The sequence below is a fragment of the Solibacillus sp. FSL K6-1554 genome, from assembly GCF_038005185.1.
In the GTDB taxonomy this organism is placed as follows: domain Bacteria; phylum Bacillota; class Bacilli; order Bacillales_A; family Planococcaceae; genus Solibacillus; species Solibacillus silvestris.
The window spans coordinates 1,120,136-1,143,443 of sequence record NZ_JBBOSS010000001.1 but is presented as its reverse complement, the minus strand read 5'-3'; the positions used below and the strand labels follow the sequence as shown (position 1 = coordinate 1,143,443).

The following is a 23,308-nucleotide window of genomic DNA, read 5'->3' as shown; positions in this document are numbered from 1 at the left end:
CTTTAAATCACTGATCAAATCGTCTTTATCAAAAGAAAACGACAACTAAATCAGCTTTTTGTAACCTTGATTCGCTAATTCTCTCATTAAATAGCTGAACGTAAACTTCACTGCGCGGATTCGGTTCGTATTTCTTGAACCAGTTAATTGCAGTCGGTACGTGAGCGGTTCTGTGTCACCGATCTTAATGCCAACCCAGATTGATCCTGCAGGCTGTCCGTCATGATCACCCGGTCCTGCTACGCCCGTCAGCCCAACGCCGATATCTGTACCGAACTTTTCACGGACTTGTGTTGCCATTGCCGCTGCACATTCACTGCTGACGATGCCGTATTCATCAAGCAATTCACCAGAAACACCGAGGTGCTTAATTTTCGCTTCTTTCGTATACGTCACAACACCGCCGATTAATGCAGATCCAACACCCGGAATTTCTGCCAGCTCCGACTGGAACAGACCGGCCGTTAAACTTTCGGCAGCGGAAACTGTCAGTTCATTTTCAAGAAGCATTTGCACAAGTTTAAATCCTAATGATTCATCATTTACGCCATAATAGTATTCTCCGACGATATCGAGAATTTCACGTTTCTTTAACTCGATCAGACGGAATGCCTGTTGTTCGTTTTGCGCTTTTGCCGTAATGCGCAATGTTACTTCACCATCTGAAGCAAGCGGGGCAACTGTAGGATTTGTCTGTTCCTCCAAAATACCCTGTATACGGGTTTCCAGATCTGCTTCACCGATCCCGTAAAAACGTAGTACATGCGATAAAATTACCCCGCCGTCATGTAAAAGTGCCGCAAGTTTTGGCTTCGTTTCATATTGGAACATCGGCTCAAGTTCTTTTGGCGGACCCGGCAGTAAAATATAAATACGGTCATTTTCCTCCAAAAACATACCCGGTGCCATCCCATGCTGGTTCAACAAGACATCGCAGCCATCCAGTACTAGCGCCTGTTTCCGGTTGTTTTCCGTCATCGGTCGTCTTTGCTTCGAAAAAAATTCCTCAATCGCAAACAGCGCCGTTTCATCAAACACTAACGTACGATTCAAATGCTTCGCAATCGCTTCCTTCGTCAGATCATCCTTTGTCGGACCTAAACCGCCTGAGAAAATAATTACATCCGCGCGCTGTTCCGCAATTTTAATCGCCTCTAGTAGCCGCGCCTCGTTATCTCCTACAACTGTATGATAATAAACATTAATGCCAAGTTCCGAAAGCTGGCTCGAAATAAATTTCGCATTCGTGTTGGCGATTTGTCCTAATAATAATTCCGATCCTACCGCTATAATTTCTGCATTCATTCCTAAAACCCCCTATAGATCAATTTTGCCTTGGCGTAATTGCAGGCACACAGGATGTGGGTCAGTCAGCCATTGTCGCACGACGCGACGTTTTTTGGCTGACTTCCATTCCTTTAAAAAATCTGTGACATCTGCCAGAGGCTTTTTTACAGCAGTTGTTTTGTCAACTGCTGTAAAAATAAAGAAAACTAGATTAGAAAAACAGCGCCGTCCAAAATGCACGGGCAACTGTTATGTCTTTTATGGATACTTATTACTATTACCTATCCTAAAAGAAATTCTAACCTAGTTTTAGAAATTTTATTTATTTTGAATCCAATAATGCACGACGGTTTATATAGAAATAATCCCATCCAGACCATACTGTAAAGAACAATGCTACATAAAGCATAATCATATCAAAAGGTATGCCAACTAATGTAAAAATCGTATTGTGTAAAATTAATGCAGAAATCGCCACGATTTGGGCCCAAGTTTTAATTTTACCAAGCTGGTTTGCCGCTACGACTTCCCCTTGTCCTGCTAAAATCAGTCGAAGTCCCGTTACCGCGAACTCACGCGAAATAATGATAATGACAATCCACGCAGGTGCCAAGTCGATTTCCACCAATAAAATAAAGGCAGCGGAAACGAGCAGCTTATCTGCAAGCGGATCCAAAAATTTCCCTAAGTTCGTCACTAAATTATATTTGCGGGCATAGTAGCCATCTACCCAGTCCGTTGCTGAAGCGAAAATAAAAATAAGTGCCCCGACAAAATAGTTCACTTGCATTTCCGCGCCAAACAGCGTCATATTCCCCCAACCGAAATCAAACATCATTACAATCATAAATAATGGGATCAATAAAATGCGCGAGACTGTAATCTTATTTGGTATGTTCATTTGCTAACACCTTTCGTCTAAAGAAAAGAGCCATCTTTTAAGATGACTACTCTCCTTGTCCTTCATTCACTAACTTTAAAATCACGTTTTGAGAAACCATATCTTGTGCGTAAGCTAATTCTACATCATTTACGTAAACTTTTGCCACTTTTGAGTTTCCTAAGCGAATACGTGCATAACCGTTTGCCGTTGAATCATGTTCTACTACTTCTCCAGCTTTGTAGACACGTGCATTTACTTGCTCTTGGCGGTTTTCATTACGAATACCAACCCATGTATCACCTGCTACTTCAACACGGATATTCAGGCTGTCTGTTCCCGATACTTCAAACGTTGTATCTTCACCTTGTACAACACCTTCACTGATTGTTTGAGCTGCTTCAGGCTCTTCTGTGACAGGTTCTTCAGGCTCATTGTTTTCTTCTGTGTCTGCATCTGTGTTTTCTTCGCTGTCTTCAACAGGTTTTGTTGGTGTTGAATTAGGATTTTGTTCGTATTCAATCGGTTCAATATCCTCTTCTGCTCCATCCGGGGTACTGCCCGTTTTTTGGATGTATAGAGTTGTAATCACGACAATAATGACAATCGCAAACAATGCGACGATCAACTTCGGCATTGCTTCATTCATTTTATTGCTCGATGTCGCTTTCATATTGCGGCGACTCGGACTTTGTGTGAATGATTGCGCGACCTCTTCTTTTTGCATTTCCGGAATATCTTTTCGATACTCAGTCAATACTTCATCCGCATCTAATCCAACTGCCTCTGCATATTGCTTAATGAAGGCACGTACATAGAAAGAACCAGGCATAATAGTATAGTTGCCTTCTTCGATTCCTATTAAATAACGTTTTTGGATTTTTGTGATGTTTTGTAAATCATCTAAACTATAACCTCTAGCTAATCTCGCTTCTTTCAAGCGAGCTCCTAGTTCCGTCAAAAAAAACACCTACTTTTAATATATTCAAATAATGGGAGCACATACTATGTACCCTCATATTTACTAAAAATCAAATCCGCCAAAATGGTCTGTACTTGATAACATATTATTCTTTTCAATAATTTCATATGTTATTTCTTCATCCGGCTCATGGCGCAATTCGATAATATAGTCAAAATCTTCTATTTTATATGATGAATGCTGTACGAACAGATCTGGATGCTCAATGACTTTAATCGTCGGCATACCCATGATTTCCCGAACTAACTGCTGGTGGCGTTCATCCGTCGAGCGACGTGTGACGGCACCGTCCATTATAAAAATATTATTCCCATTAAACTCATCGCCCATTAACGTATTCCGGACGGTTTGTTTAATCATAGTAGAAGAAATGAAAATCCATTTTTTATTCGCGCACACACTTGCGGCAACGATTGACTCTGTTTTTCCTACACGCGGCATTCCACGGATCCCAATTAATTTATGCCCTTCCTTTTTAAATAATTCGGCCATAAAATCAACTAAAATTCCTAATTCGTCACGTACGAACCGGAATGTATTTTTTTCATCCGCATCTTTCGGTATATAATGCCCATGCCGAACAGCCAACCGATCACGCAGCTTTGGCTCACGAAATCTTGTTACATTAATATTTTCCATTGTTGAGACGATTGAAATAAAACGCTGGATAGATTCTTCGTTTTCTGTAGATAACAGCATTCCGCGATGCTCCTCATCCACACCGTTAATCGAGACAATATTAACGCGAAGCATTCCTAACAGCGATGCAATATCTCCTAATAAACCTGGTCGATTCACTTGAATTTCATATTCAAAATACCATTCGCCCATTTTGTATCTGTCCCCTCATAATAGAAACGTATTTATTTCTTACAAGTTCCATCATAGCGGATTTTCTACCTATTGAAAAGTTAGAAAGCCACGTTTTTGTTAGTTTTCTTCAAATAATTTTTAAAAAAACACGTTCTGGAAGTAACAATGTTGGACAATCATGCATTTATAGTTGGAGATTGGTTCGATTAGTAAATCATGCAAATATGTAAACCGAAAAAAATGCCGCTCACTTATGCAGTGAGTGACATTTTTTCGTATAGCCGATTAGTGTTGTGGCTTATTTTGAACGAGCTTCATAATACAGCTTGCAATTGCTTGCTTTTCGTCCTTTTCGGCAACAGACCATAAGTCTGATAACACACGCTCTTGCTCGTTTTGTGGGTCAACGTTTTTCGCAAGATATTCACCAATCTGAACTGCGGCCTTCTCAATCATTTTATTAGGCATGCCGCTTTCTTTTGCATCAGATACTTGTTTACCTAAGAAGCTTGTCCATTGTTCCCAGTTTTGTAAAAGTCCCATTTGCTTTCCCTCCTCTCGCACAATTAGTATGTGCGGATATCAGGAAATTATATGTACCAACCGCCATTAACTCGAATTATTTGCCCTGTCACGTAATCTGCACGTCCGCTTAAATAAAAAGCCGCCATATTCGCGATATCGAGCGCTTCACCAAAAGATTGTAAAGGAATTTGACTTTCGATCATTTCGCGCTCCTCGGCATCAAACTTTGCATTCATCTTCGTATTAATAATTCCAGGTGCAATCACATTAACACGAATGCCGCTAAACGCCGCTTCCTGCGAGTATGCTTTTACGAAACTGTGCTGAGCGCCTTTTACAGCTGAGTAGGCTACTTCGCCCGCTGCTCCGACATCACCCCAGATTGAACCGATGACAAGCACATAGCTGACTTTGTTCGCTCGTAATTTGCCCGCGAGCAGTGCGGTTGTTCGCATCGGATTTTGTACATGGACGTGCCAAAGTTTGGTCATTTCCGCGGCTGGTGTGTTTTCCAGCAAATCATAATATGCATGGCCGTTCGCATAAACGATCGCCTGTAAAGAATAAATTTGGGCGGCGATTTGCTCCGCCCCGGTGTCACTGCTGAAATCTGCTTTTACTGGTATAAACTCCTGATTCGGAAAGTTTTCGGTAAACGTTTGAAGCATACTGTCAATGACAGTATGCCCTGTGTGATAATGCAGATAGAGTGACCAGCCATCCTGTGCTAACTGCTGGCAAATCGCTTGCCCAATCGCACCGGAAGCACCGCAAACTAATGCAAACTTCTTCATTTTTGATCGCGCCCGCTAACCGGCATGATAGTAAACACCGTTTGTTGCTCTTCACCTTGAATCGTCTTAAATGCATTGACGATATCTTCGACTGTAATCGTCTCCAGCACTGGTACCACATCAAATAAGTTCATGTCGTTAAATTTATAACGTGTAAACTGGTTGGCGATAAATTCAATCGAATTCAATGCGCGCAGGAAGAAACCGATTTTTTTACGTTTAATACGTTCTACATCTTCAGAAGTGAATAAGTTCTCCTGTTCTGATTGTGCAAGCTTCTCTTTAATCAATTTGGCAAGCTGCTCCGGCTGCTCCGAATCAGAGCCGATCAGTGCAAAACCGTAGCCATTTTCCAATGAGAAATCATAGCCGTATGATTCGTCAATTAAGCCGTTTTCATATACATCTGTATAGAACGATGAAGCGCGGCCGAATAAACATTCAACGCCGATCTGAACAGCAAGCTCATGCTTCAGCATTTCTTCGCCGCTTAAATCAACCTGCTTCGCCTTTAAACCAACATACACTTTAGGTTTTTGGACATCCATATGAAGCACGCGCTCTTTTTCTGCCACATTTGTTGGTTCTTCATCAAACAAACGTTTTAAATCTGTCGGCTTCTGGAACGTCTTTTTGTTTTGGTTGTCTTCAATAAATGCCATCATTTTAACAGGATCTACAGCACCGATTACGAACAACAGCATATTTGATGGATGGTAAAACGTGTTGTAGCACGTATATAAATGCTCGGCCGTAATTCCGTCAATTGACTCGATCGTGCCGGCAATATCAATTTTCACCGGGTGGTTATGATACATGTTTTCGATCGCGCCAAAATATAAACGCCAATCCGGCTGGTCATCGTACATCGTAATTTCCTGTCCGATAATGCCTTTTTCTTTATTCACCGTTTCTTCTGTGAAGTACGGCTCCTGTACGAAATTCAATAATGTTTCTGTACTTTTATAAATATGGTCTGTTGCAGAGAACAGATATGCTGTGCGGGTAAATGATGTAAACGCATTCGCCTGCGCACCGACTTCACTGAACTTTTGGAATACATCCCCGTCTTCTTTTTCGAACATTTTATGCTCTAAAAAGTGGGCAATCCCGTCCGGAACAGTAACCGGTTCTGTTTCTCCAATCGGTACGAATGTACGGTCAATCGAACCATACTTTGTTGTGAATGTCACAAATGTTTTTGAAAAGCCTTTTTTCGGCAAAATGTATACGTCTAATCCATTGTTTAGCTGCTTGTAATATAATGTTTCATCTAGTTGCTGGAATTCAATTGTTTCCATGGATTACTCCCCCTTACCGCATAAGAAATACGTTGCTTCTAATTTAATATCCTGTGCCACTTTTTGCACGTCTTCTTTTGACACAGATTGCCAGCGTGCAGTCCACGTATCCAAATTAAACGGTTCGTCTAATGCTTTGTATTGGTCAAAAATTTCGATTTGGCCACGAGGTGAATCCAATGCTTCTTTTAACTGGTTAATAAGCATCGCCTTCGTTTGCGCCAATTCTAAATCGGTAATTTCTCCGTTTTGCATCACTTTTAACTGATCTGCAATTAGTTGGCGTGCCTTTTCTTCATTTGCCGGCTCAATACCTGACACGACAAACAATAATCCGTATTGAGAAGCGTAAGAACTTGATGCATAATAAGCTAAACTTTCTTTTTCACGGACATTCATAAATAATTTTGAATGAGCATATCCGCCAAAGATACCGTTGAAAATTTGCATGATTGGGAAATCTTTATCGCCAAATCGTACAGGTGTCGAGTAGCCGATATGCAGTTTCCCTTGTTTCATTTCCTGCGTTTCTTTTGTGTACGGTTCAATGTTTGCAGGAGTTGTATCTTCTTTTGTTGTCTGATGTGCATCGCGGTCAGCAAACGGGAATGCTGCTTTTAGCTGCTGCGTCATTTCTTCGATATTAATATCGCCGACAACGTAAATATCAATGACATCATTTGCTAGCATATCTTCATATGTTTTTGTTAATGATTGTGGTGTAATTTCTTTTACGGCTTCGATGTTTCCGTTTGCAGAAAATGATGCTGCGCTGTTTGGACGGATAATTTCCGTTAAACGTTTTTGTGCATAGCGCGATTTGTCATCGAAAATGGATTGGATACGTTGGATGACCATCTCTTTTTCGCGGTTGACAATTGATTCTTTAAATACACCGTTTTCGAAGTTCGGTTTGAAGATCGCTTCATGAATCAGATCGATTACTTCATTTAATACATTGCCATGCGATAAATACTGGTCGTTTACTGTTTCGACATTTAATAGTACAGTATGCTCTTGACCGCGCTTTGCTGTGTCAAAATACAATACTGTGCCAAAAAGGTCATCTAAATAGCTGCGGTAACTTGCCGATGTTGGAAATTTTTCGTTGCTGTGCTGCAGGACATTCGATAATACTGTACGCTGTGCCGCTGTTTCTTCATTTAATGGTGCTCTCCATTTGATCGAAAAGTTCACCGTTTTGAATTGGGCGGTTTGTCGTATATGAAGCGAAACACCTTTCGCAATTTCGGTTGTTAAAAACAAAAAAACTCCTCCTGACTACCTCGTGAATATAAATATAAATGCTTCTTCTCTACTATACATGTGTTGCCTTGATTTGTGCAAAGTTATTATCCGTACTAAGTGTTCCCTAATTCGTGACATTTATGAATGAAAAATATCAACGGTTAAAAATTAAAAATATTTCTTTTTTTAATACAATTTCTAGACGCTTTCTGCGTTTCTTAATGGAGTCCGTTGTACTGCGTTGCAGGGCACGCTTTCCTGGGGGCGTGGCTCCAACTAACTTGATGTATGCCTCTACGGCGGCATACATCAAGTGGATTTTCCGCGCACGCTTAATCCCCTAGGAGTCGGACCCTCCACTCCGCACAACTATGGTTTTGTATGTGAACAGGGCTTCTTATTTAATTTGGGTAAAGGTTTGTTGAATTTTATTGCCTTTCTCTTCAATAAGTTCGCGGTTCAATTCAACTTGGCTAATTAAATTCGCGTTTTCTATTTTCCAGAGGGGCATTTCCACTTTATATGAATAGCTTTCACTTTCGCTGTAAAAAATTCTACTTTCTTTTTAGGATGTTCCACTTTCTTATGCAACTTAGCTAATAAAACCCTGGCTTTCTTCTTTTCGAGTGCGCAGTTCTACTTTTCTATAAATAGCTTCCACTTTAGTCGCAGGCCTTTCTACTATTTCTTCATTACCTTCTACTTTCCCACGTGACTTGGCTAATAAATTTCAGCTTTCTACTTTTCAGGCGAACTGTCCTACTTTTGCAGAAATAGTTTCCACTTTAATCGCAGAACCTTCTACTTTCTATTCAAAACATTCTACTTTCTACAGCAACTGGGCTAATAAAATTCGGTTTTTCTAGTTTTTAGAAATCCGTTCTACTTTTACATGAAAAGTTTCCACTTCAGCCGCAAAACTTTCCACTTTCTCTTCAATCAGTTCTACTTTCTCCAGCAATTTGGCTATTAAATTCAGTGCCCACACTTATTCAACATAAAAAAACCGCCTGTACAAATCCACTTTGTACAGACGGTTTTATAATTAGCGTTTTCCTTTAATGTATGGAACGCCTGATGCTTTTGGTGCTACTGCTTTTCCTACGAAACCTGCTAATGCCAGGATTGTCAGTACGTATGGCAGGACTTGCAGGATTACTGGTGGGATCTGCTGAATGTACGGGATGTTCCCGCCACCGATACTTAATGTTTGTGCTAATCCGAAGAATAGTGCAGCACCTAGTGTACCAAGTGGATGCCATTTACCGAAGATCATTGCGGCAATAGCGATGAAACCTTGTCCTGCTACTGTAGAGCCAGAGAAATCACCAGATGATGTCATAGCCAATGAAGCACCACCAACACCTGCTAATGCACCGGAAATCATAACGCCGATATAACGCATTTTTGCTACGTTAATCCCCATCGTATCCGCTGCCATTGGATGTTCTCCTACTGATCGAATACGTAAACCGAATGGCATTTTGTAAAGAACAAACCATGCTCCTACCGCAACAACCAATGCGATAATTGTTGTAGAGTATACATTTTGGAACAAAAGCGGTCCTAAAAACGGTATATCGGATAAATACGGTATTTCAAAACGTTGTAATGGCGCTGAAACCATGTCTGTTTGACCTTTACCGTAAATTAATTTTACCAAGAATACTGTAATCGCTGCAGCAAGCATGTTCAGGGCAACACCTGTAACAGTTTGGTCTGCACGGAATGTTACGGCTGCAACGGCAATAATCAACGAGAAAATTGCCCCTGCCAACAACGCTGCCAATAAAGCCAGCCAAATGACGTTTTTCCCAAAATCAGCATAGTATTCAAGGTTTATATAAATACCTGTAAATGCACCGACAATCATTAACCCTTCAACACCAAGACCGATTACCCCTGCACGCTCCGAGAATAGAGCCCCGATACCTGTTAAAATAAGCGGTGTTGCGTATAAAAGGGCAGAAGGGACGATAAAGTATAACACTTCTAAAAAGCTCATGTTACTTGCCCTCCTTTTTCTTTCCTAATTTCTGTAAACCAACACGTAAAATATAGCCTGATGCTACGAATAAAATAATTACTGCGATAATGATTGATACGATTTCTTCCGGAATTCCAGCTTCATTCGGCATGTTTAAAGAACCGTATTTCAGGGAACCGAATAATGAAGCTCCGAAGAATACACCGATTGGATTGTTTGCACCAAGTAATGCTACGGCAATCCCGTCGAATCCGATACCTGAAGCTGCTGCTTTAATCGATGCGTTCTGGTATGTTCCCAATGCTTCCATCGCACCGCCAAGACCGGCGAATACACCGGAAATTGTCATCGCTAAAATGATGTTGCGGTTTACGTTCATACCTGCATATTCTGCAGCGTTTTTATTGAACCCTACTGCTTTTAACTCATAACCGCGCGTTGTTTTTTCTAAAATGAACCACATAACAACAACCATGATCAGCGCAACGATAATCCCTAAGTGAAGACTTGAATTATCTGTAATGTCACGTAACCACTGATTACGTAATGTAGCGGACTCTAATACTGTCGGCGTTTTGAAACCGCCGTCTGATAATGATTTAATCGCAGCATTTGTTAAATATAATGCTGTGTAGTTTAACATAATCGACGCAATTACTTCGTGTACTTGAAGTTTTGCTTTCAGGAAACCGACGATAAATGCCCAGAATGCACCAGCTGCCGCAGCCGCTAGTAATGCTAATGGCAAGTGGATAATACGTGGTAATCCTTCAATTGCATATCCGACATATGCCGCTGCAAGCCAGCCCATTAATAGCTGACCTTCAACACCGATGTTGAATAATCCTGTACGGAAGGCGAATGCTACCGCAAGACCTGCTAAAATATACGGTGTAATTTGGCGAATTGTATTACCGATAGAATAAGAATCTCCGAAAATACCATTCCATAGGGCAGTATACCCATCGATTGCATCATAGCCGCTGACAACCATAATGATTCCGCCAACGAGTAATCCTAAAACTACCGAGATGAGTGGAACGAGCAGATTCACAACTCGATTTGACATTATTCGTTCCCCTCCTTAACTGCCTTTGCTTTACGTTTTTCACCGGCCATTAATAAGCCCAGCTCTTGTTCAGATGTTTCTTTCGGATAAACCGTATCGACGATTGTTCCGTCATAAATAACGGCAATGCGGTCAGAAACATTCATTACTTCATCTAATTCAAACGAAATTAATAATACGGCTTTTCCTTTATCACGTTGCTCGATTAAACGAGAGTGGATAAATTCAATTGCCCCAACGTCCAATCCACGAGTAGGAAGTGCTGCAATCAGCAGATCCGGATCACGGTCAACTTCACGGCCGATAATTGCTTTTTGCTGGTTACCGCCTGAAAGTGCACGTGCAGGCGTCATTTCGCCTTGACCTGTACGAACATCATACTCTTCAATAATTTTACGTGCTTTTTCGTTAATTTTCTTATAATCCATGATTGTGCCTTTTGAAATTGGCGATTTATAGTAAGTTTGTAGTGCGATATTGTGCCCAATAGGGAAATCCAGGACAAGCCCGTGTTTGTGACGGTCCTGAGGAATATGTCCTACCCCTGTTTCCGTAATTTCACGCGGTTTTAAACCTGTAATATCTTTGCCGCCTAAAGTAACATTACCGCTCTTAATTTTACGAAGCCCTGTAATTGCTTCGATTAATTCTGATTGACCATTTCCGTCAATCCCTGCAATACCAACGATTTCACCACGACGAATCGATAAATTCAATCCTTTTACTTTTTCGACATCCCGGTAATCCGTTACAACAAGATTTTCGATTTTGAAGATTTCTTCAGTAGGGTTTGCTTCCCCTTTTTCTGTTTTGAATTCTACTTGTCGGCCTACCATTAATTCCGCAAGCTGATCCGGGTTTGTTTCGTTCGTTACGACTGTTCCAACCCCTTCACCTTTACGGATAATCGTTACACGGTCAGATACTTCCATAATTTCTTTTAGCTTATGCGTAATGATAATGATCGATTTGCCTTCTTTGATCAGAAGTTTTAAAATCGCCATTAATTCCGTAATCTCTTGCGGTGTTAATGATGCAGTGGGCTCGTCAAAAATAAGGATTTCCGCACCACGGTATAACGTTTTCAAAATTTCTACACGTTGTTGCATTCCGACAGAAATATCTTCAATTTTCGCATATGGATCCACATCCAGATTGTATTTCTTCGATAATGCAGCGATGTCTTTTGCGGCATCTTTAATGTTGATAGCTCCTAGTTTCGTAGGTTCGCTACCTAAAATGATATTTTCCGTAACCGTAAAGTTCTCCACAAGCATAAAGTGCTGGTGGACCATTCCGATTCCTAAATCATTTGCTTTGTTTGGATCTGTAATTTTTACTGATTCTCCGCGTACTTTAATTTCTCCGGCTTCTGGTTGATATAGACCGAAAAGTACATTCATTAAAGTCGATTTACCTGCACCGTTTTCTCCTAGTAGTGCATGAATTTCGCCTTTTTTTAACTGGAGGGTGATATTGTTGTTTGCTACGAAATTACCGAACTCTTTACGGATTCCTAGCATTTCAATCACGTATTCCAATAGACTCACTCCCTTAGGCTATTTATCTTTTAAAATTATTTTTATAAAATTAACACATGAAAGATTTTTGGTAAAATCTTTCATCTATCAATTTTCAGACGAATTCAACACTAAATAGGTCTTTTTCTTACCATTCTATGAAAATATAACGCTTACATTTCTATCAATACTAAATTTACTGAATTTTTAAAACGCGCGTTCACATTAGAAAATCATCATAGGGAATAATTCCCCTATGATGATTACCATTAAGAATTATTATTTATCTTTCGGTTTTTCTTCTGAAACTTTAATTTCGCCAGAAGCAATCTTCTCTTTATATTCTTCTACTTTATCTAATACTTCTTGAGGAATTGCACCACGAGAATCTGCTAAGCCAACACCGTCTTCAGCTAAACCGTAAACAGTTGTTTCACCGCCTGGGAACTCACCGTTTTTCGCTTTTGTAGCGATATCCACTACTGCGTTGTTAACACCTTTTAACATAGAAGTTAAAGTGATGTTTGTAGAGTCATCCACTTGACCTTCTGCATATTGGTCAGCGTCAACACCGATTACCCATACGTTAGCATCTTTGTCTTTTGCTTTACGCTCTTTTGCTTCTGAGAATACACCGTTACCAGTACCACCAGCAGCATGGAAAATAATGTCTACGCCAGAAGAGTACATTGAGTTCGCAGCAATTTTACCTTTAGATGCATCATCGAACACACCTGTGTAGTTTACTTGAATTTCGATATCCGGGTTAACAGCTTTTGCACCTTCGATGAAACCAGCGTGGAAGCGGTTAATTACTGGAATATCAACGCCGCCTACGAAACCGATTTTGCCTGATTCAGACATTGAAGCAGCAACAACACCAGCTAAGAAAGCACCTTCTTGTTCTTTGAACAGGATGTTTGCTACGTTGTCAGCTTCAACTTCAGCATCGATTAATGCCAACTGTGCATCTGGATTGTCATTAGCGATTTCTTCAATTGCATCACCCATCATGAAACCAACACCGAATACTAAATCGAAGTCACGACGTAATAAGTTGTTTAAGTTTGTGTTGTAGTCAGCATCTGATTGAGATTGTAAGTAGTCGAAACCACCTTCACCTTTAGAAAGACCGTTGTCAGCACCGAACTGTTGAACACCTTCCCAAGCTGATTGGTTGAATGATTTGTCGTCTACACCACCAACGTCTGTTACCATTGCGATTGAGAAATCGCCAGAACCAGCGTCTGTGCTTGTTTCAGAACCAGAAGTAGAATCGTTTTTAGAAGTGTCTTTTGAATCAGTGCCCTCATCGTCAGTTCCGCATGCTGCCAAAATTGCACCAGTTGCTACTACAGAAGAAATTAATAAACCAAATTTACGCTTTTTCATTAATGAGTCCCCCTCAAAGGTAATTGATATTAGCAGGAATTAAATAATAGAAATTATTGTTCTACACCCGTTTACGTACTACATGGAAGCTGAATTTGTCAGCTCTGAAATAATTTTTTGAATAAAGAACAACACGATCATTTTCATCATAGTGAAGTTGCTTTAATACAAGCAATGCTGTTTCCGGCCCACATTTCAATATCGGTGATACTTCATCGTGGAAGCCTACAGGATCGATATATGTCACTGCATATGCGACACGGATGGATCCGGTTTGCTCTAAAGCCGAGAAAATAGAAACGTTTTGATTACTTATAAATTCTTTTGGCAGTAAATTTGCCGGTACTTTGTCCACACAGTAGACGACCGGTTCATTGTCTGCCGTTCTTACACGTTCAATCGTGATAACATTGTCATCAATGTCAGCTTGGAAACGTTCCACATCATCTTCCGTGGCTTTTTCTTCCTTCGCACTGATGAAGATTGTGCCTGGATTCATACCAGCATTTTCAATCATAGATGATACACTCGATAAATGTTCAATACCTGACGTAAAGACCGGCTTTGGATTGACGAATGTACCAACACCATGACGACGGACAATAATGTTTTCTTCTTCCAACAGTCGCAGTGCTTCACGAAGCGTTGCACGACTTACACCTAATGTCTTTGAAAGTTCGAATTCTGAGGGTAATTTTTCGTTCTCACGATAGGTCCCTTTATCTATATCTGACTTCAAACGATCAATAACTTGTAAGTATAAATGACGATGATCTGCTTTAATTGTCAATTAGTATCACCACCATAACATAGAGATCAGACATCTGATGTACAACATTCCTACTAATTCGTGAATAATATAACACTTTAAACGAAAAAAGAAAACATATTTCTTTAAATGTGTTACGTTAATGTGAAAAATTAGCGAATTTATTTCAAAACTTATAGAAAAGAATATATTCCGAAAAGTCCGATAATGTCAAGGTTTTCTAGTTAAATCGATTCCCTAGAACTTGACGCGGTTTACTGCCTTCAGGTGGTCCGACGACACCGCGTTGTTCCATTTGATCGACAATTCGGGCTGCACGTGAATACCCGATTCTAAATCGGCGCTGCAGTAAAGATACGGAAGCTGTTTGCATTTCCAGTACGAGCTGAACTGCATCGTCATACAAGTCATCCGTTTCATCCATCACATCAACAATCGGTTCATCTGTCGGAATCATCGCCTCCTCATATTGTGCTTTTTGCTGTTCAATGACACTGTTAATAATTCGTTCCACTTCATGATCACTTACAAATGCACCTTGCACACGGACTGGTTTGGATGCTCCTGCCGGTAAATACAGCATATCGCCGCGGCCAAGTAGTCGCTCTGCCCCACCCATATCCAAAATGGTGCGGGAATCGACTGCAGATGACACGGCAAATGCAATACGGGAAGGAATATTTGCTTTGATGATGCCGGTAATAACATCAACAGACGGTCTTTGTGTCGCGATAATGAGGTGAATCCCTGCTGCACGCGCCATTTGGGCAAGCCGTGTAATCGCATCCTCCACTTCACTTGACGCAACCATCATTAAGTCCGCCAACTCGTCGACAATTACGACAATGTAGGGAAGCTTCGGTTGTTTCTCCATTGCCTCTTCATTGCTTATATCGATATATTCGTTATATCCTTCAATATTCCTTGTACCGGAATGTGAAAATAGATCGTAGCGTCGTTCCATTTCCGACACAACTTTTTGTAAAGCCTGTGCCGCTTTACGCGGATCTGTTACAACCGGTGCCAGTAAATGCGGAATACCATTATATACACTTAGCTCCACCATTTTCGGATCGATCATCATCATTTTCACTTCACTTGGTTTTGCGCGCATTAATAGTGACACAATAATGCCATTGATACATACACTTTTACCGCTGCCGGTTGAACCAGCGACCAATAAGTGGGGCATTTTGTTAAGCTCAGCCGCAATCGCCTGGCCTGTTACATCGCGTCCCAAACTTACCAGCAACTTGGCCCCGACTTTCACCTGCTCATTTGCTTCAAGCACTTCACGTAATGTTACGACAGCTACTTCACTGTTCGGTACTTCAATCCCGACAGCCGACTTACCTGGAATTGGAGCTTCAATACGAATATCTTTTGCTGCTAGGGCAAGTGCCAAATCATCTTGAAGGCTGACAATTTTACTCACTTTTACACCTGTGTCCGGCATGACTTCATATTTTGTAACTGCAGGACCTAAATGAACCTGTGTCACTTTCGCTTTTACACCGAAGCTTAAAAACGTTTGTTCCAGTTTTTTTGCATTCATTTGAATGACCGAATATTCACCGCTTTGATCATGTTCTGGTGGTGGATTCAGTTGCTGCATGGACGGTAAAATGTAAGTTTGGTCCGTTTCGGAAGTTACAGCCATGATCGGCTCACTTATTTTTTCTTCTACCTCAATTTCGCTACCCTTTTGCTTTTCCTGTTTTACCTGCTCCACAAAATTTGAAATGATCGGTTCATGATGTGGTGCTGGCGTTGTAATAATCAGGTCTTCCAAATCAGCCGCTTCCTCTTCAATAATCGGTTCGGTTTTAGAACGACGCTGCTTCTCTTTCGTTTCAGGTTGCGGCTTACTTCTTGTGCTGCGTTTCGTCCTTTTGAACTTTCCCTTAAGTTTCGGGGCTTTCTCCACTAATATTGGCACGAGCGCTTTTCCGGTAATTAAAATAATTCCGATTGCCAATAATACAAATGCGGCAATTTTAGCTCCCGAAGCATCAAATAAAACGTGGAACAGGCTGAATAATAATCCACCGATCATCCCCCCGCCGAGCGCATTGCTGCGGTTTACGATTCCGTCCGTACTGATGAGAATTCTCCAAGTTTCCTTTAATACGGAATTGGACAACAATGTATTCGTTGCATGCATTTGTTCGAATAACAAACTATGACTGAAAATTGTCAAGCTTGCCCCGACAAACAGCACACCGTATACGACACGGGTATTGAATGCGACACCCCGGCGTTTAACCATTAACATCCCTGCGATTAAGAAGCATAATAACGGAATGATAAAATGTAAATTGCCGAAGAAAAACATGGCAATTGAATGGAGCATTCGTCCAACAAGTCCGAACTCCAGAAATTCGATAATGGCTAATGCGATGAGCAGCAATCCGATAATTTCATATGCGAGCGGATGCATCTCTTCTTTTGTTTTTGGCTTTAGCGTCGGCTTTGCTTTTGCTTTTGACTTACTACTTTTCTTTTTATCCAATCGTTGTTCACCTACTTAAAAATTGTTCCATATTGTTAGACGCCAAAGTTGCAATATAGGCTTCCGAATTATGTTGATGTGTTATTTAAGCGTAAGCGATAACTTAGTTTGTGCTGAATTAAAATAGTTTTACCGCTATGTACCGAAAAATCAGTTTTTTTCACGTAATCTTCAGGTTTTACTGTCTTTATCCAGCTCTCGCTAATTTCAACTCTATAAAGAACATCTCGACTCCGGAAATTTAGTTAGAAAAAGGGCTTTCTCACGCTTAATGTAAGAAAACCCTTTTTGATTATTAGATAAGGGAGCAATGATATGTCTCCCCTTCAAATTAGTACTCCATAATGATTGGAATAATCATTGGACGACGTTTTGTTTTTTGGAATAAATATTGATTTAGTGTGTCGCGAATTTCTTGCTTAATGTTTGTCCATTCGAACGTTTCTTTGCCGACATATTTCTCGATCACTTCGCGTGCGATTTCAGATGCTTCTTCCATTAACTGTTCTGATTCACGAACGTAAACGAATCCGCGCGATAATATTTCGGGACCTGAAGCAATTTTCTTCTGTGCACGGTTCAATGTCACAACGACAATGAAGATACCATCTTGAGAAAGCAGTTTACGGTCGCGCAGTACAATATTCCCTACATCGCCTACACCGATTCCGTCGATCAGTACATTCCCTGCCTGTACACGACCTGTCATACGCACTTTGCCGTTTTTGTATTCAACAATATCGCCTTTATCTGCAATGAAGATTTGTGATTTTTGCAGACCTACTTGTTGTGCAAGTTTCGAGTGCGCAATTAACATGCGGTACTCCCCTTGAACCGGGATAAAGTATTTCGGCTTCATAAAGTTCAGCATCAGTTTTAAATCTTCCGCGCTGCCGTGACCTGAAACGTGGACTTTCTTGTTCGAAGTCATGACATGTGCGCCCGCTTTTGCCAATTGGTTCATCGTGTTATACATTTGCACTTCCATGCTTGGTGATGGTGTAAATGTAATCAGGACTGTATCTGTATTTCTGATTTTAATGTCACGGTGGTGTTTACGCACAATTTTATCTAATGCATCTAGTGGTTCACCTTTGTTGCCCGTAGCCATAATAATAATTTCGTCATCATGATATTTATGAATTTCGTTTACTGGTACAAGTGTTGATTCATCGATTTCCAAGTAGCCTAGGTTCACACCGATATCGACCATTTTTTCTAACGATTTTCCGACTACCGCGACTTTACGGTGCGATGCGGCAGCTTGTCTAAACACTTGCTGAATACGAATAAAGTTAGATGCATATAATGCTACGATAATTCGACCTGGTGCCGAATGGAACGTTTTTTGCAATTCTTCTGCAATAACTGCTTCACTTGTTGTATATCCTGGACGTTCTGCTTCCATTGATTCTGATAAAAGCATGAATACGCCTTCTTCACCGAGCATCGCCATCTTTGCCAAATCCGGCTTGAACTTGCCTGTTGCCGACTGGTCAAATTTAAATTCACCCGTGTGAACGATAGCGCCTTCCGAAGTATGGAACACGATACCTAATGAATCTGGAATACTATGTGTTGTATGGAAGAATGTCACATAAGTAGAATTGAAGTTCATGCGACTATTGCTCGATACTTCAAAGAATTTCACTTGGTAAGGTGCAGGCAATTCTTTTAAATGCTCCTTCGCCAATGCGATCGTTAACTTCGAACCGTATACCGGTGCTTTAATTTTCTTTAATACATACGCAATCGATCCAATTGCATCTTCATGTCCATGTGTCAGGAAAATACCTTTTACGCGATCTTTATTTTCCTCTAAATACGTGATATCTGGAATGACGATATCAATTCCAAGCATTTCGTCTTCTGGGAACATGAGCCCACTGTCTACTACGAAAAGCTCTTCATCGATTTCTATTACATACATTGATTTTCCGATTTCGCCAACTCCACCTAATGGAATGACACGGATTAGTTCATTTTTTGATTTTGTCACTTTATTTCCTCCTAAATTGTTCCGAACAGCAACCACTTAAAGTTCATTATACGGTGAGAATGACGTTAGTACAAATAAAAAAGTGATTTTCTTTTTTTACGTTATGCCGGGCAAATTAAAATCGCAGCCGTTTTACTTGGCGCGGAAATTTTAATCCTCAGTTTAAACTGTGTAATCCTCAGCTGGTGACGGATATTCCTCAAGCATTGACGCATTATCCTCAGTTAGTTATGAATAATTCTCAGTTCATCCTCTATAATCCTCATTTCGCTAAAATAAAAAAAACAGTCACCCGCTTCTCATCGGAAGGAGTGACTGTGTATGTGTTAGTTTACTTGTAATGCGCGGAAACCTTTTGCTTTTTCCTGATACGTATCCCAAATTTCATCAAATGCTGCCTTTTCTTCCGGTAGCATTTCCATCATTGGCATCCGTACATCAAGCGTATCAAAGCCTAGTTTTGTCATCGCATATTTAATTGGTGATGGATTCGGTTGTGCAAACAGCGCACGAACGAGCGGCAGTAATGCACGGTGAATTTTTGCAGCCTCCTGATGACGGCCTTCTTCAAATGCGCGAACCATTTGCTGCATATCTTTTCCTACAACATGTGAAGCGACAGAAATAATACCGCGACCGCCGATTGCAAGAAGTGGCAATGTTAACCCGTCATCACCTGAGTACACATGGAAATCCGAATCGACATTTTCAATGATGTCGCCCATCTGATCCAGGTTACCGCTTGCTTCTTTAATGCATGTAATATTCGGTACGTCTTTGCTGATCGCAATCGTTGTTTCCGCTAAAATGTTGGCACCTGTACGACCAGGGACATTATATAGCATGACAGGGAGTTTCGTTTCTTTTGCGATTGTTTTAAAGTGGGCATACATGCCGCGCTGGTTTGGCTTATTATAATATGGAGTTACGAGCATGATTCCGTTTGCCCCATTTTCCTCTGCTTTATGAGTCATCATAATCGAGTAAGCTGTTTCGTTATCACCTGTACCTGCGATAACAGGGATGCGTCCTGCCACTTTTTCAACTGTAAAGCGCACGACCTCGATTTTTTCCTCAGTTGACATTGTCGGGTTTTCCGAAGTTGTTCCACAAGCAATAATTGAATCTGTACCATTTTCAATTAAATGATCAATGATACGTTCTAACTCAGGATAATTAATCGTACCGTCTTTTTTAAACGGTGTAATCATCGCTGTACCAATACGTCCGAAATCCATAACTAATAATCCTCCCCTTATAGTAAGTGATCCTCTAGCATAGCTTCTGCAATTTGAATTGAGTTGAGTGCAGCCCCTTTTAATAAATTATCTGACACAATCCATAAGTGGAATCCTTTTTTGTTGTCTAAATCTTGGCGAATACGTCCAACATATGTCGGTTCTTCATTTTCCGCAAAAATTGGCATCGGGTAAAGCTGTTCGCGAATGTCATCTTGCAGAACTATACCCGGCGCATCCGTTAATGCGTCAAAAATTTGCTGTACTGTTGCTTCTTGCTCAAGTTCGATATAAACCGATTCTGAGTGGCCGGAAACAACCGGAACACGTACACATGTTGCAGCGACTTTCAGCTCAGGTGCTTCCATAATTTTTTTCGTTTCATTGATCATTTTCATTTCTTCATATGTAAAGCCATTGTCCGTAAATTTATCGATTTGCGGAATGACGTTACGTGCGATTGGATAATGTTTTTTATCTGATTTTACCGGCAAAACTTTCGCTTCAACGTTTTTACCTGCATCCCACTGTGCACTTTGCTCACGCAGCTCTTCAATTGCTGCCACACCAGAACCGGATACCGCTTGATATGTCGATACGACAACTTTTGTTAGACCGAACTTTTCACGGATTGGCTGTAATGCTGCAACCATTTGAATTGTCGAACAGTTTGGATTTGCGATAATCCCTTTTGGAATCGTTTTTAATGCATGGCGATTTACTTCCGGTACAACAAGCGGTACCTCTGGATCCATACGGAAATGGCTTGTGTTATCAATCACAATCGCTCCACGCTTTGCTGCTTCAGGTGCCAATACTTCTGATACAGCCCCGCCTGCTGAAAATAATGCTAGATCGATCCCTTCAAAGCTTTCCGGTTTCGCTTCTTCTATCGTATAGTTTTCACCATTAAATTCAATTTGTTTTCCCGCTGAACGAGCAGAAGCTAAAAACTTGATAGATGCAATTGGAAATTTGCGCTCAATCAGCTTCTCCATCATTTTTGAACCAACAGCTCCTGTTGCCCCAACTACGGCAACATTCAATTTCTTTGTCATGTCTCATCTCTCCTAAAATTATCGGTATGTATATAATGTTGGATATTGTATCATATATTATTAGAATTGTGCGAGATAATTTGATTATTTAAAATATTGTATAAATATCGGTTGAATCTGTTTTTTATGAGCGAGCGTATATGCTACAGTATCGAGCATTTTTGTGAAATCCGCTATAAGCGACGTCGGTTTTTTAATTGGATCGTCCTGACCGAATGGAATGAAGAAAATGTTTTTCGCATTCATTAATTTCATTAAATTCATCCCGTTTAACCCAAGCGCATCATTCGTTGAAATACCAAGTACTACAGGTGAACCATTTCGGAGTGTTGCTTTTGCTGCCATCAGTACGGCACTGTCTGTTGCGGCATTCGCAAATTTACTGATGGAATTCCCTGTCATCGGCGCAATTACCATACAGTCTAACGGATTACTCGGCCCAAATGGCTCCGCTTCCGCAATGGAACTGACAACCTTTTCCCCAGAGAATTCTTCGATTTTCGCAATCCATTCTTCACCCGTTCCAAATCGTGTAGCAGCGTGTAATACAGAAGGCGTTATAATCGGTACAACGGTTGCACCGGCTTCACGAAATTGGGTAATTTTCGGTATGACATCTTCATACGTACAATGTGATGCGGTAATTCCTAAACCAATGCGTTTTCCCTCAAGCATTTGCTTCCTCCTTTCGTAAATCTAGTATCGTTTCGTATAACAAGTTTGCTGCAGCTTGCGGAAAGTATTTCCCAGGTAATGCAGGTAGCAGCTCATATTGAGATAATTTGATATCGTTCAAACATCCCGGGCTTGATGCGACATCATAAATCGGACGGACCATCCATGATTCAAAATCCTTTGTCAGCCATTTTGTCGGAATCGTATTAATCAGAAAATCCGCTTCCATATCATTTTTCTCATTTAATTCGATACCAGTATAGCCATATGCAAGGGCCTCGGCTTTTTGCGTTTCCGAACGAACGGCGATGATGACCTTTGCATTGAGACGTGTTAAAAACAGGGCAAGCATTTTTGCTACACGTCCAAACCCTGTAATCATAATTGTTTTATACTGCACATTTACTTTTTCTTTATACAGGTGCGCTAAAAAGCCCTCTGCAGTAAGTGCGGCATTTTTCCAGATGAATGTTTCATCTTCCAAATAATAATGCAAGCACTTGTTTTCAAGTATTTCTTTCCACTGATCTGTCAATTTCCCCGCAAAAAACTGTGCCTGTCGAATGCCTAGAAGCTCCTCCACTTGAATCGTTAAAGGGTGGATCGGCAACACAATTTCTGTCGGGTGCAGCTCCAACGCCACTTTGTTCAGCGCTTCATCCCAAACAGTCGTGTTTTTGTAATACACCGTGCGATCATTTGTCGATAATTGCTTCGCCAAAAACTTCATCCGCTCATCTGTCCCGATCACAAGCCAGCGTTCAGTCATCATAGGCATGCTTTAATGTCGATGTTGTTTTTTGAAATAATACCCGGTCTTCCCCAATTAAAATAATTTCACTCCAGGGAATGTATTTTACCATACCTGCCTTTTTCTTTTGGAAGGGCATTTTCACCATTTGTGCCGGCATTTCAAATCCGACAATCTTCCCTGTTTTGGCATCAAAAATACATTCCGTCTCGGCTAAAAATCCATATCGAACACCGTTTTCCATTTCGATCAGTTCTTTTTCAGCGAGCTCCGATAAAAGCATTGCATCCCTCCTCTTGTAAGAGCCTACATTACTATATGCATCAACTTTGGCAGAAGTGAAATGGTTCATCATTTAAGTTTGAAGGACCTACTCACAGGAAACGAGTCACACAGCACTCGGTCGGAAAAATAATGGTAGTAATTAACCTAATTTAAAAATCCCTCTGAAATTATTTAATTTTTCAGTAGACATAATATGCCATATCTGTATATACTGTATATACAC

Annotated in this window: 20 protein-coding genes; all 20 read right to left on the bottom strand. The window is 40.7% G+C overall.

Annotated elements, in window-relative coordinates:
* Positions 1-45: 45 nt before the first annotated feature.
* Complete coding sequence (locus tag MHB58_RS05460; protein ID WP_340734817.1) at positions 46-1,305, bottom strand: competence/damage-inducible protein A; 1,260 nt, start codon at positions 1,303-1,305, stop codon at positions 46-48.
* Between the two features lie 304 nt (positions 1,306-1,609).
* Positions 1,610-2,188, bottom strand: a complete 579-nt coding sequence (gene pgsA / locus MHB58_RS05455; protein WP_340734816.1) for a CDP-diacylglycerol--glycerol-3-phosphate 3-phosphatidyltransferase — start codon at positions 2,186-2,188, stop codon at positions 1,610-1,612.
* 46 nt (positions 2,189-2,234) lie between these two features.
* Positions 2,235-3,137: a helix-turn-helix domain-containing protein gene (locus MHB58_RS05450; RefSeq protein ID WP_340734815.1), complete on the bottom strand. Its 903-nt coding sequence runs from the start codon at positions 3,135-3,137 to the stop codon at positions 2,235-2,237.
* A gap of 54 nt (positions 3,138-3,191) precedes the next feature.
* Positions 3,192-3,980 carry a DUF3388 domain-containing protein gene (locus tag MHB58_RS05445; protein ID WP_008403200.1) on the bottom strand — a complete coding sequence of 263 codons (789 nt, stop codon included), beginning with the start codon at positions 3,978-3,980 and terminating at the stop codon, positions 3,192-3,194.
* 267 nt (positions 3,981-4,247) lie between these two features.
* The gene (locus MHB58_RS05440) at positions 4,248-4,505 is read right to left on the bottom strand and encodes a DUF3243 domain-containing protein (protein ID WP_008403201.1); all 258 of its coding nucleotides are present in this window, start codon (positions 4,503-4,505) and stop codon (positions 4,248-4,250) included.
* 47 nt (positions 4,506-4,552) lie between these two features.
* Entirely contained in the window at positions 4,553-5,281 is a 729-nt protein-coding gene (ymfI, locus tag MHB58_RS05435; RefSeq protein ID WP_340734814.1) for an elongation factor P 5-aminopentanone reductase, read from the bottom strand.
* Positions 5,278-6,582 (bottom strand): EF-P 5-aminopentanol modification-associated protein YfmH, encoded by a 1,305-nt coding sequence (gene yfmH / locus MHB58_RS05430; RefSeq protein WP_340734813.1) that lies wholly within the window; start codon positions 6,580-6,582, stop codon positions 5,278-5,280. Before yfmH ends, ymfI begins: the two co-directional genes overlap by 4 nt.
* Before the next feature lie 3 nt (positions 6,583-6,585).
* Complete coding sequence (yfmF, locus tag MHB58_RS05425) at positions 6,586-7,848, bottom strand: EF-P 5-aminopentanol modification-associated protein YfmF (protein WP_340734812.1); 1,263 nt, start codon at positions 7,846-7,848, stop codon at positions 6,586-6,588.
* A gap of 1,027 nt (positions 7,849-8,875) precedes the next feature.
* A complete protein-coding gene (locus MHB58_RS05420) occupies positions 8,876-9,835 on the bottom strand; it encodes an ABC transporter permease (protein WP_340734811.1) in 960 nt (319 codons plus the stop codon).
* Between the two features lies 1 nt (position 9,836).
* Positions 9,837-10,886 carry an ABC transporter permease gene (locus tag MHB58_RS05415; RefSeq protein ID WP_340734810.1) on the bottom strand — a complete coding sequence of 350 codons (1,050 nt, stop codon included), beginning with the start codon at positions 10,884-10,886 and terminating at the stop codon, positions 9,837-9,839.
* Positions 10,886-12,427: an ABC transporter ATP-binding protein gene (locus MHB58_RS05410; RefSeq protein ID WP_340734809.1), complete on the bottom strand. Its 1,542-nt coding sequence runs from the start codon at positions 12,425-12,427 to the stop codon at positions 10,886-10,888. The genes MHB58_RS05415 and MHB58_RS05410 overlap by 1 nt, the downstream gene beginning before the upstream one ends.
* 258 nt (positions 12,428-12,685) lie before the next feature.
* Positions 12,686-13,798 carry a BMP family lipoprotein gene (locus MHB58_RS05405; RefSeq protein WP_008403211.1) on the bottom strand — a complete coding sequence of 371 codons (1,113 nt, stop codon included), beginning with the start codon at positions 13,796-13,798 and terminating at the stop codon, positions 12,686-12,688.
* Between the two features lie 61 nt (positions 13,799-13,859).
* Positions 13,860-14,588, bottom strand: a complete 729-nt coding sequence (locus tag MHB58_RS05400; RefSeq protein WP_014824455.1) for a GntR family transcriptional regulator — start codon at positions 14,586-14,588, stop codon at positions 13,860-13,862.
* Between the two features lie 199 nt (positions 14,589-14,787).
* Positions 14,788-17,079: an FtsK/SpoIIIE family DNA translocase gene (locus MHB58_RS05395; protein WP_340734808.1), complete on the bottom strand. Its 2,292-nt coding sequence runs from the start codon at positions 17,077-17,079 to the stop codon at positions 14,788-14,790.
* A 331-nt stretch (positions 17,080-17,410) separates the two neighbouring features.
* Complete coding sequence (locus MHB58_RS05390) at positions 17,411-19,078, bottom strand: ribonuclease J (protein WP_008403216.1); 1,668 nt, start codon at positions 19,076-19,078, stop codon at positions 17,411-17,413.
* 326 nt (positions 19,079-19,404) lie between these two features.
* Positions 19,405-20,316, bottom strand: coding sequence for a 4-hydroxy-tetrahydrodipicolinate synthase (gene dapA, locus MHB58_RS05385; RefSeq protein WP_014824457.1), 912 nt, complete (start codon positions 20,314-20,316; stop codon positions 19,405-19,407).
* A gap of 17 nt (positions 20,317-20,333) precedes the next feature.
* On the bottom strand, positions 20,334-21,374 hold the full coding sequence (locus tag MHB58_RS05380; protein WP_008403218.1) for an aspartate-semialdehyde dehydrogenase: 1,041 nt from the start codon (positions 21,372-21,374) through the stop codon (positions 20,334-20,336).
* A gap of 84 nt (positions 21,375-21,458) precedes the next feature.
* Positions 21,459-22,049, bottom strand: a complete 591-nt coding sequence (locus MHB58_RS05375; protein WP_008403219.1) for a dipicolinate synthase subunit B — start codon at positions 22,047-22,049, stop codon at positions 21,459-21,461.
* The gene (locus MHB58_RS05370) at positions 22,042-22,818 is read right to left on the bottom strand and encodes an NAD(P)-dependent oxidoreductase (protein ID WP_014824458.1); all 777 of its coding nucleotides are present in this window, start codon (positions 22,816-22,818) and stop codon (positions 22,042-22,044) included. The genes MHB58_RS05375 and MHB58_RS05370 overlap by 8 nt, the downstream gene beginning before the upstream one ends.
* Positions 22,811-23,083, bottom strand: a complete 273-nt coding sequence (locus MHB58_RS05365; RefSeq protein ID WP_008403221.1) for a YlmC/YmxH family sporulation protein — start codon at positions 23,081-23,083, stop codon at positions 22,811-22,813. The genes MHB58_RS05370 and MHB58_RS05365 overlap by 8 nt, the downstream gene beginning before the upstream one ends.
* Between the last annotated feature and the right edge of the window lie 225 nt (positions 23,084-23,308).

What these genes read in the sequence shown, in the direction of transcription:
- MHB58_RS05445 (WP_008403200.1), bottom strand. Translation starts at nt 3,980, where the DNA reads ATGGGCGAATGGTATTTTGAATATGAAATTCAAGTGAATCGACCAGGT.
- yfmH (WP_340734813.1), bottom strand. Translation starts at nt 6,582, where the DNA reads ATGGAAACAATTGAATTCCAGCAACTAGATGAAACATTATATTACAAG.
- MHB58_RS05420 (WP_340734811.1), bottom strand. Translation starts at nt 9,835, where the DNA reads ATGAGCTTTTTAGAAGTGTTATACTTTATCGTCCCTTCTGCCCTTTTA.
- MHB58_RS05370 (WP_014824458.1), bottom strand. Translation starts at nt 22,818, where the DNA reads ATGACTGAACGCTGGCTTGTGATCGGGACAGATGAGCGGATGAAGTTT.
- dapA (WP_014824457.1), bottom strand. Translation starts at nt 20,316, where the DNA reads ATGGATTTCGGACGTATTGGTACAGCGATGATTACACCGTTTAAAAAA.
- MHB58_RS05440 (WP_008403201.1), bottom strand. Translation starts at nt 4,505, where the DNA reads ATGGGACTTTTACAAAACTGGGAACAATGGACAAGCTTCTTAGGTAAA.
- MHB58_RS05365 (WP_008403221.1), bottom strand. Translation starts at nt 23,083, where the DNA reads ATGCTTTTATCGGAGCTCGCTGAAAAAGAACTGATCGAAATGGAAAAC.
- pgsA (WP_340734816.1), bottom strand. Translation starts at nt 2,188, where the DNA reads ATGAACATACCAAATAAGATTACAGTCTCGCGCATTTTATTGATCCCA.
- MHB58_RS05380 (WP_008403218.1), bottom strand. Translation starts at nt 21,374, where the DNA reads ATGACAAAGAAATTGAATGTTGCCGTAGTTGGGGCAACAGGAGCTGTT.
- MHB58_RS05415 (WP_340734810.1), bottom strand. Translation starts at nt 10,886, where the DNA reads ATGTCAAATCGAGTTGTGAATCTGCTCGTTCCACTCATCTCGGTAGTT.
- MHB58_RS05405 (WP_008403211.1), bottom strand. Translation starts at nt 13,798, where the DNA reads ATGAAAAAGCGTAAATTTGGTTTATTAATTTCTTCTGTAGTAGCAACT.
- ymfI (WP_340734814.1), bottom strand. Translation starts at nt 5,281, where the DNA reads ATGAAGAAGTTTGCATTAGTTTGCGGTGCTTCCGGTGCGATTGGGCAA.
- MHB58_RS05375 (WP_008403219.1), bottom strand. Translation starts at nt 22,049, where the DNA reads ATGCTTGAGGGAAAACGCATTGGTTTAGGAATTACCGCATCACATTGT.
- MHB58_RS05460 (WP_340734817.1), bottom strand. Translation starts at nt 1,305, where the DNA reads ATGAATGCAGAAATTATAGCGGTAGGATCGGAATTATTATTAGGACAA.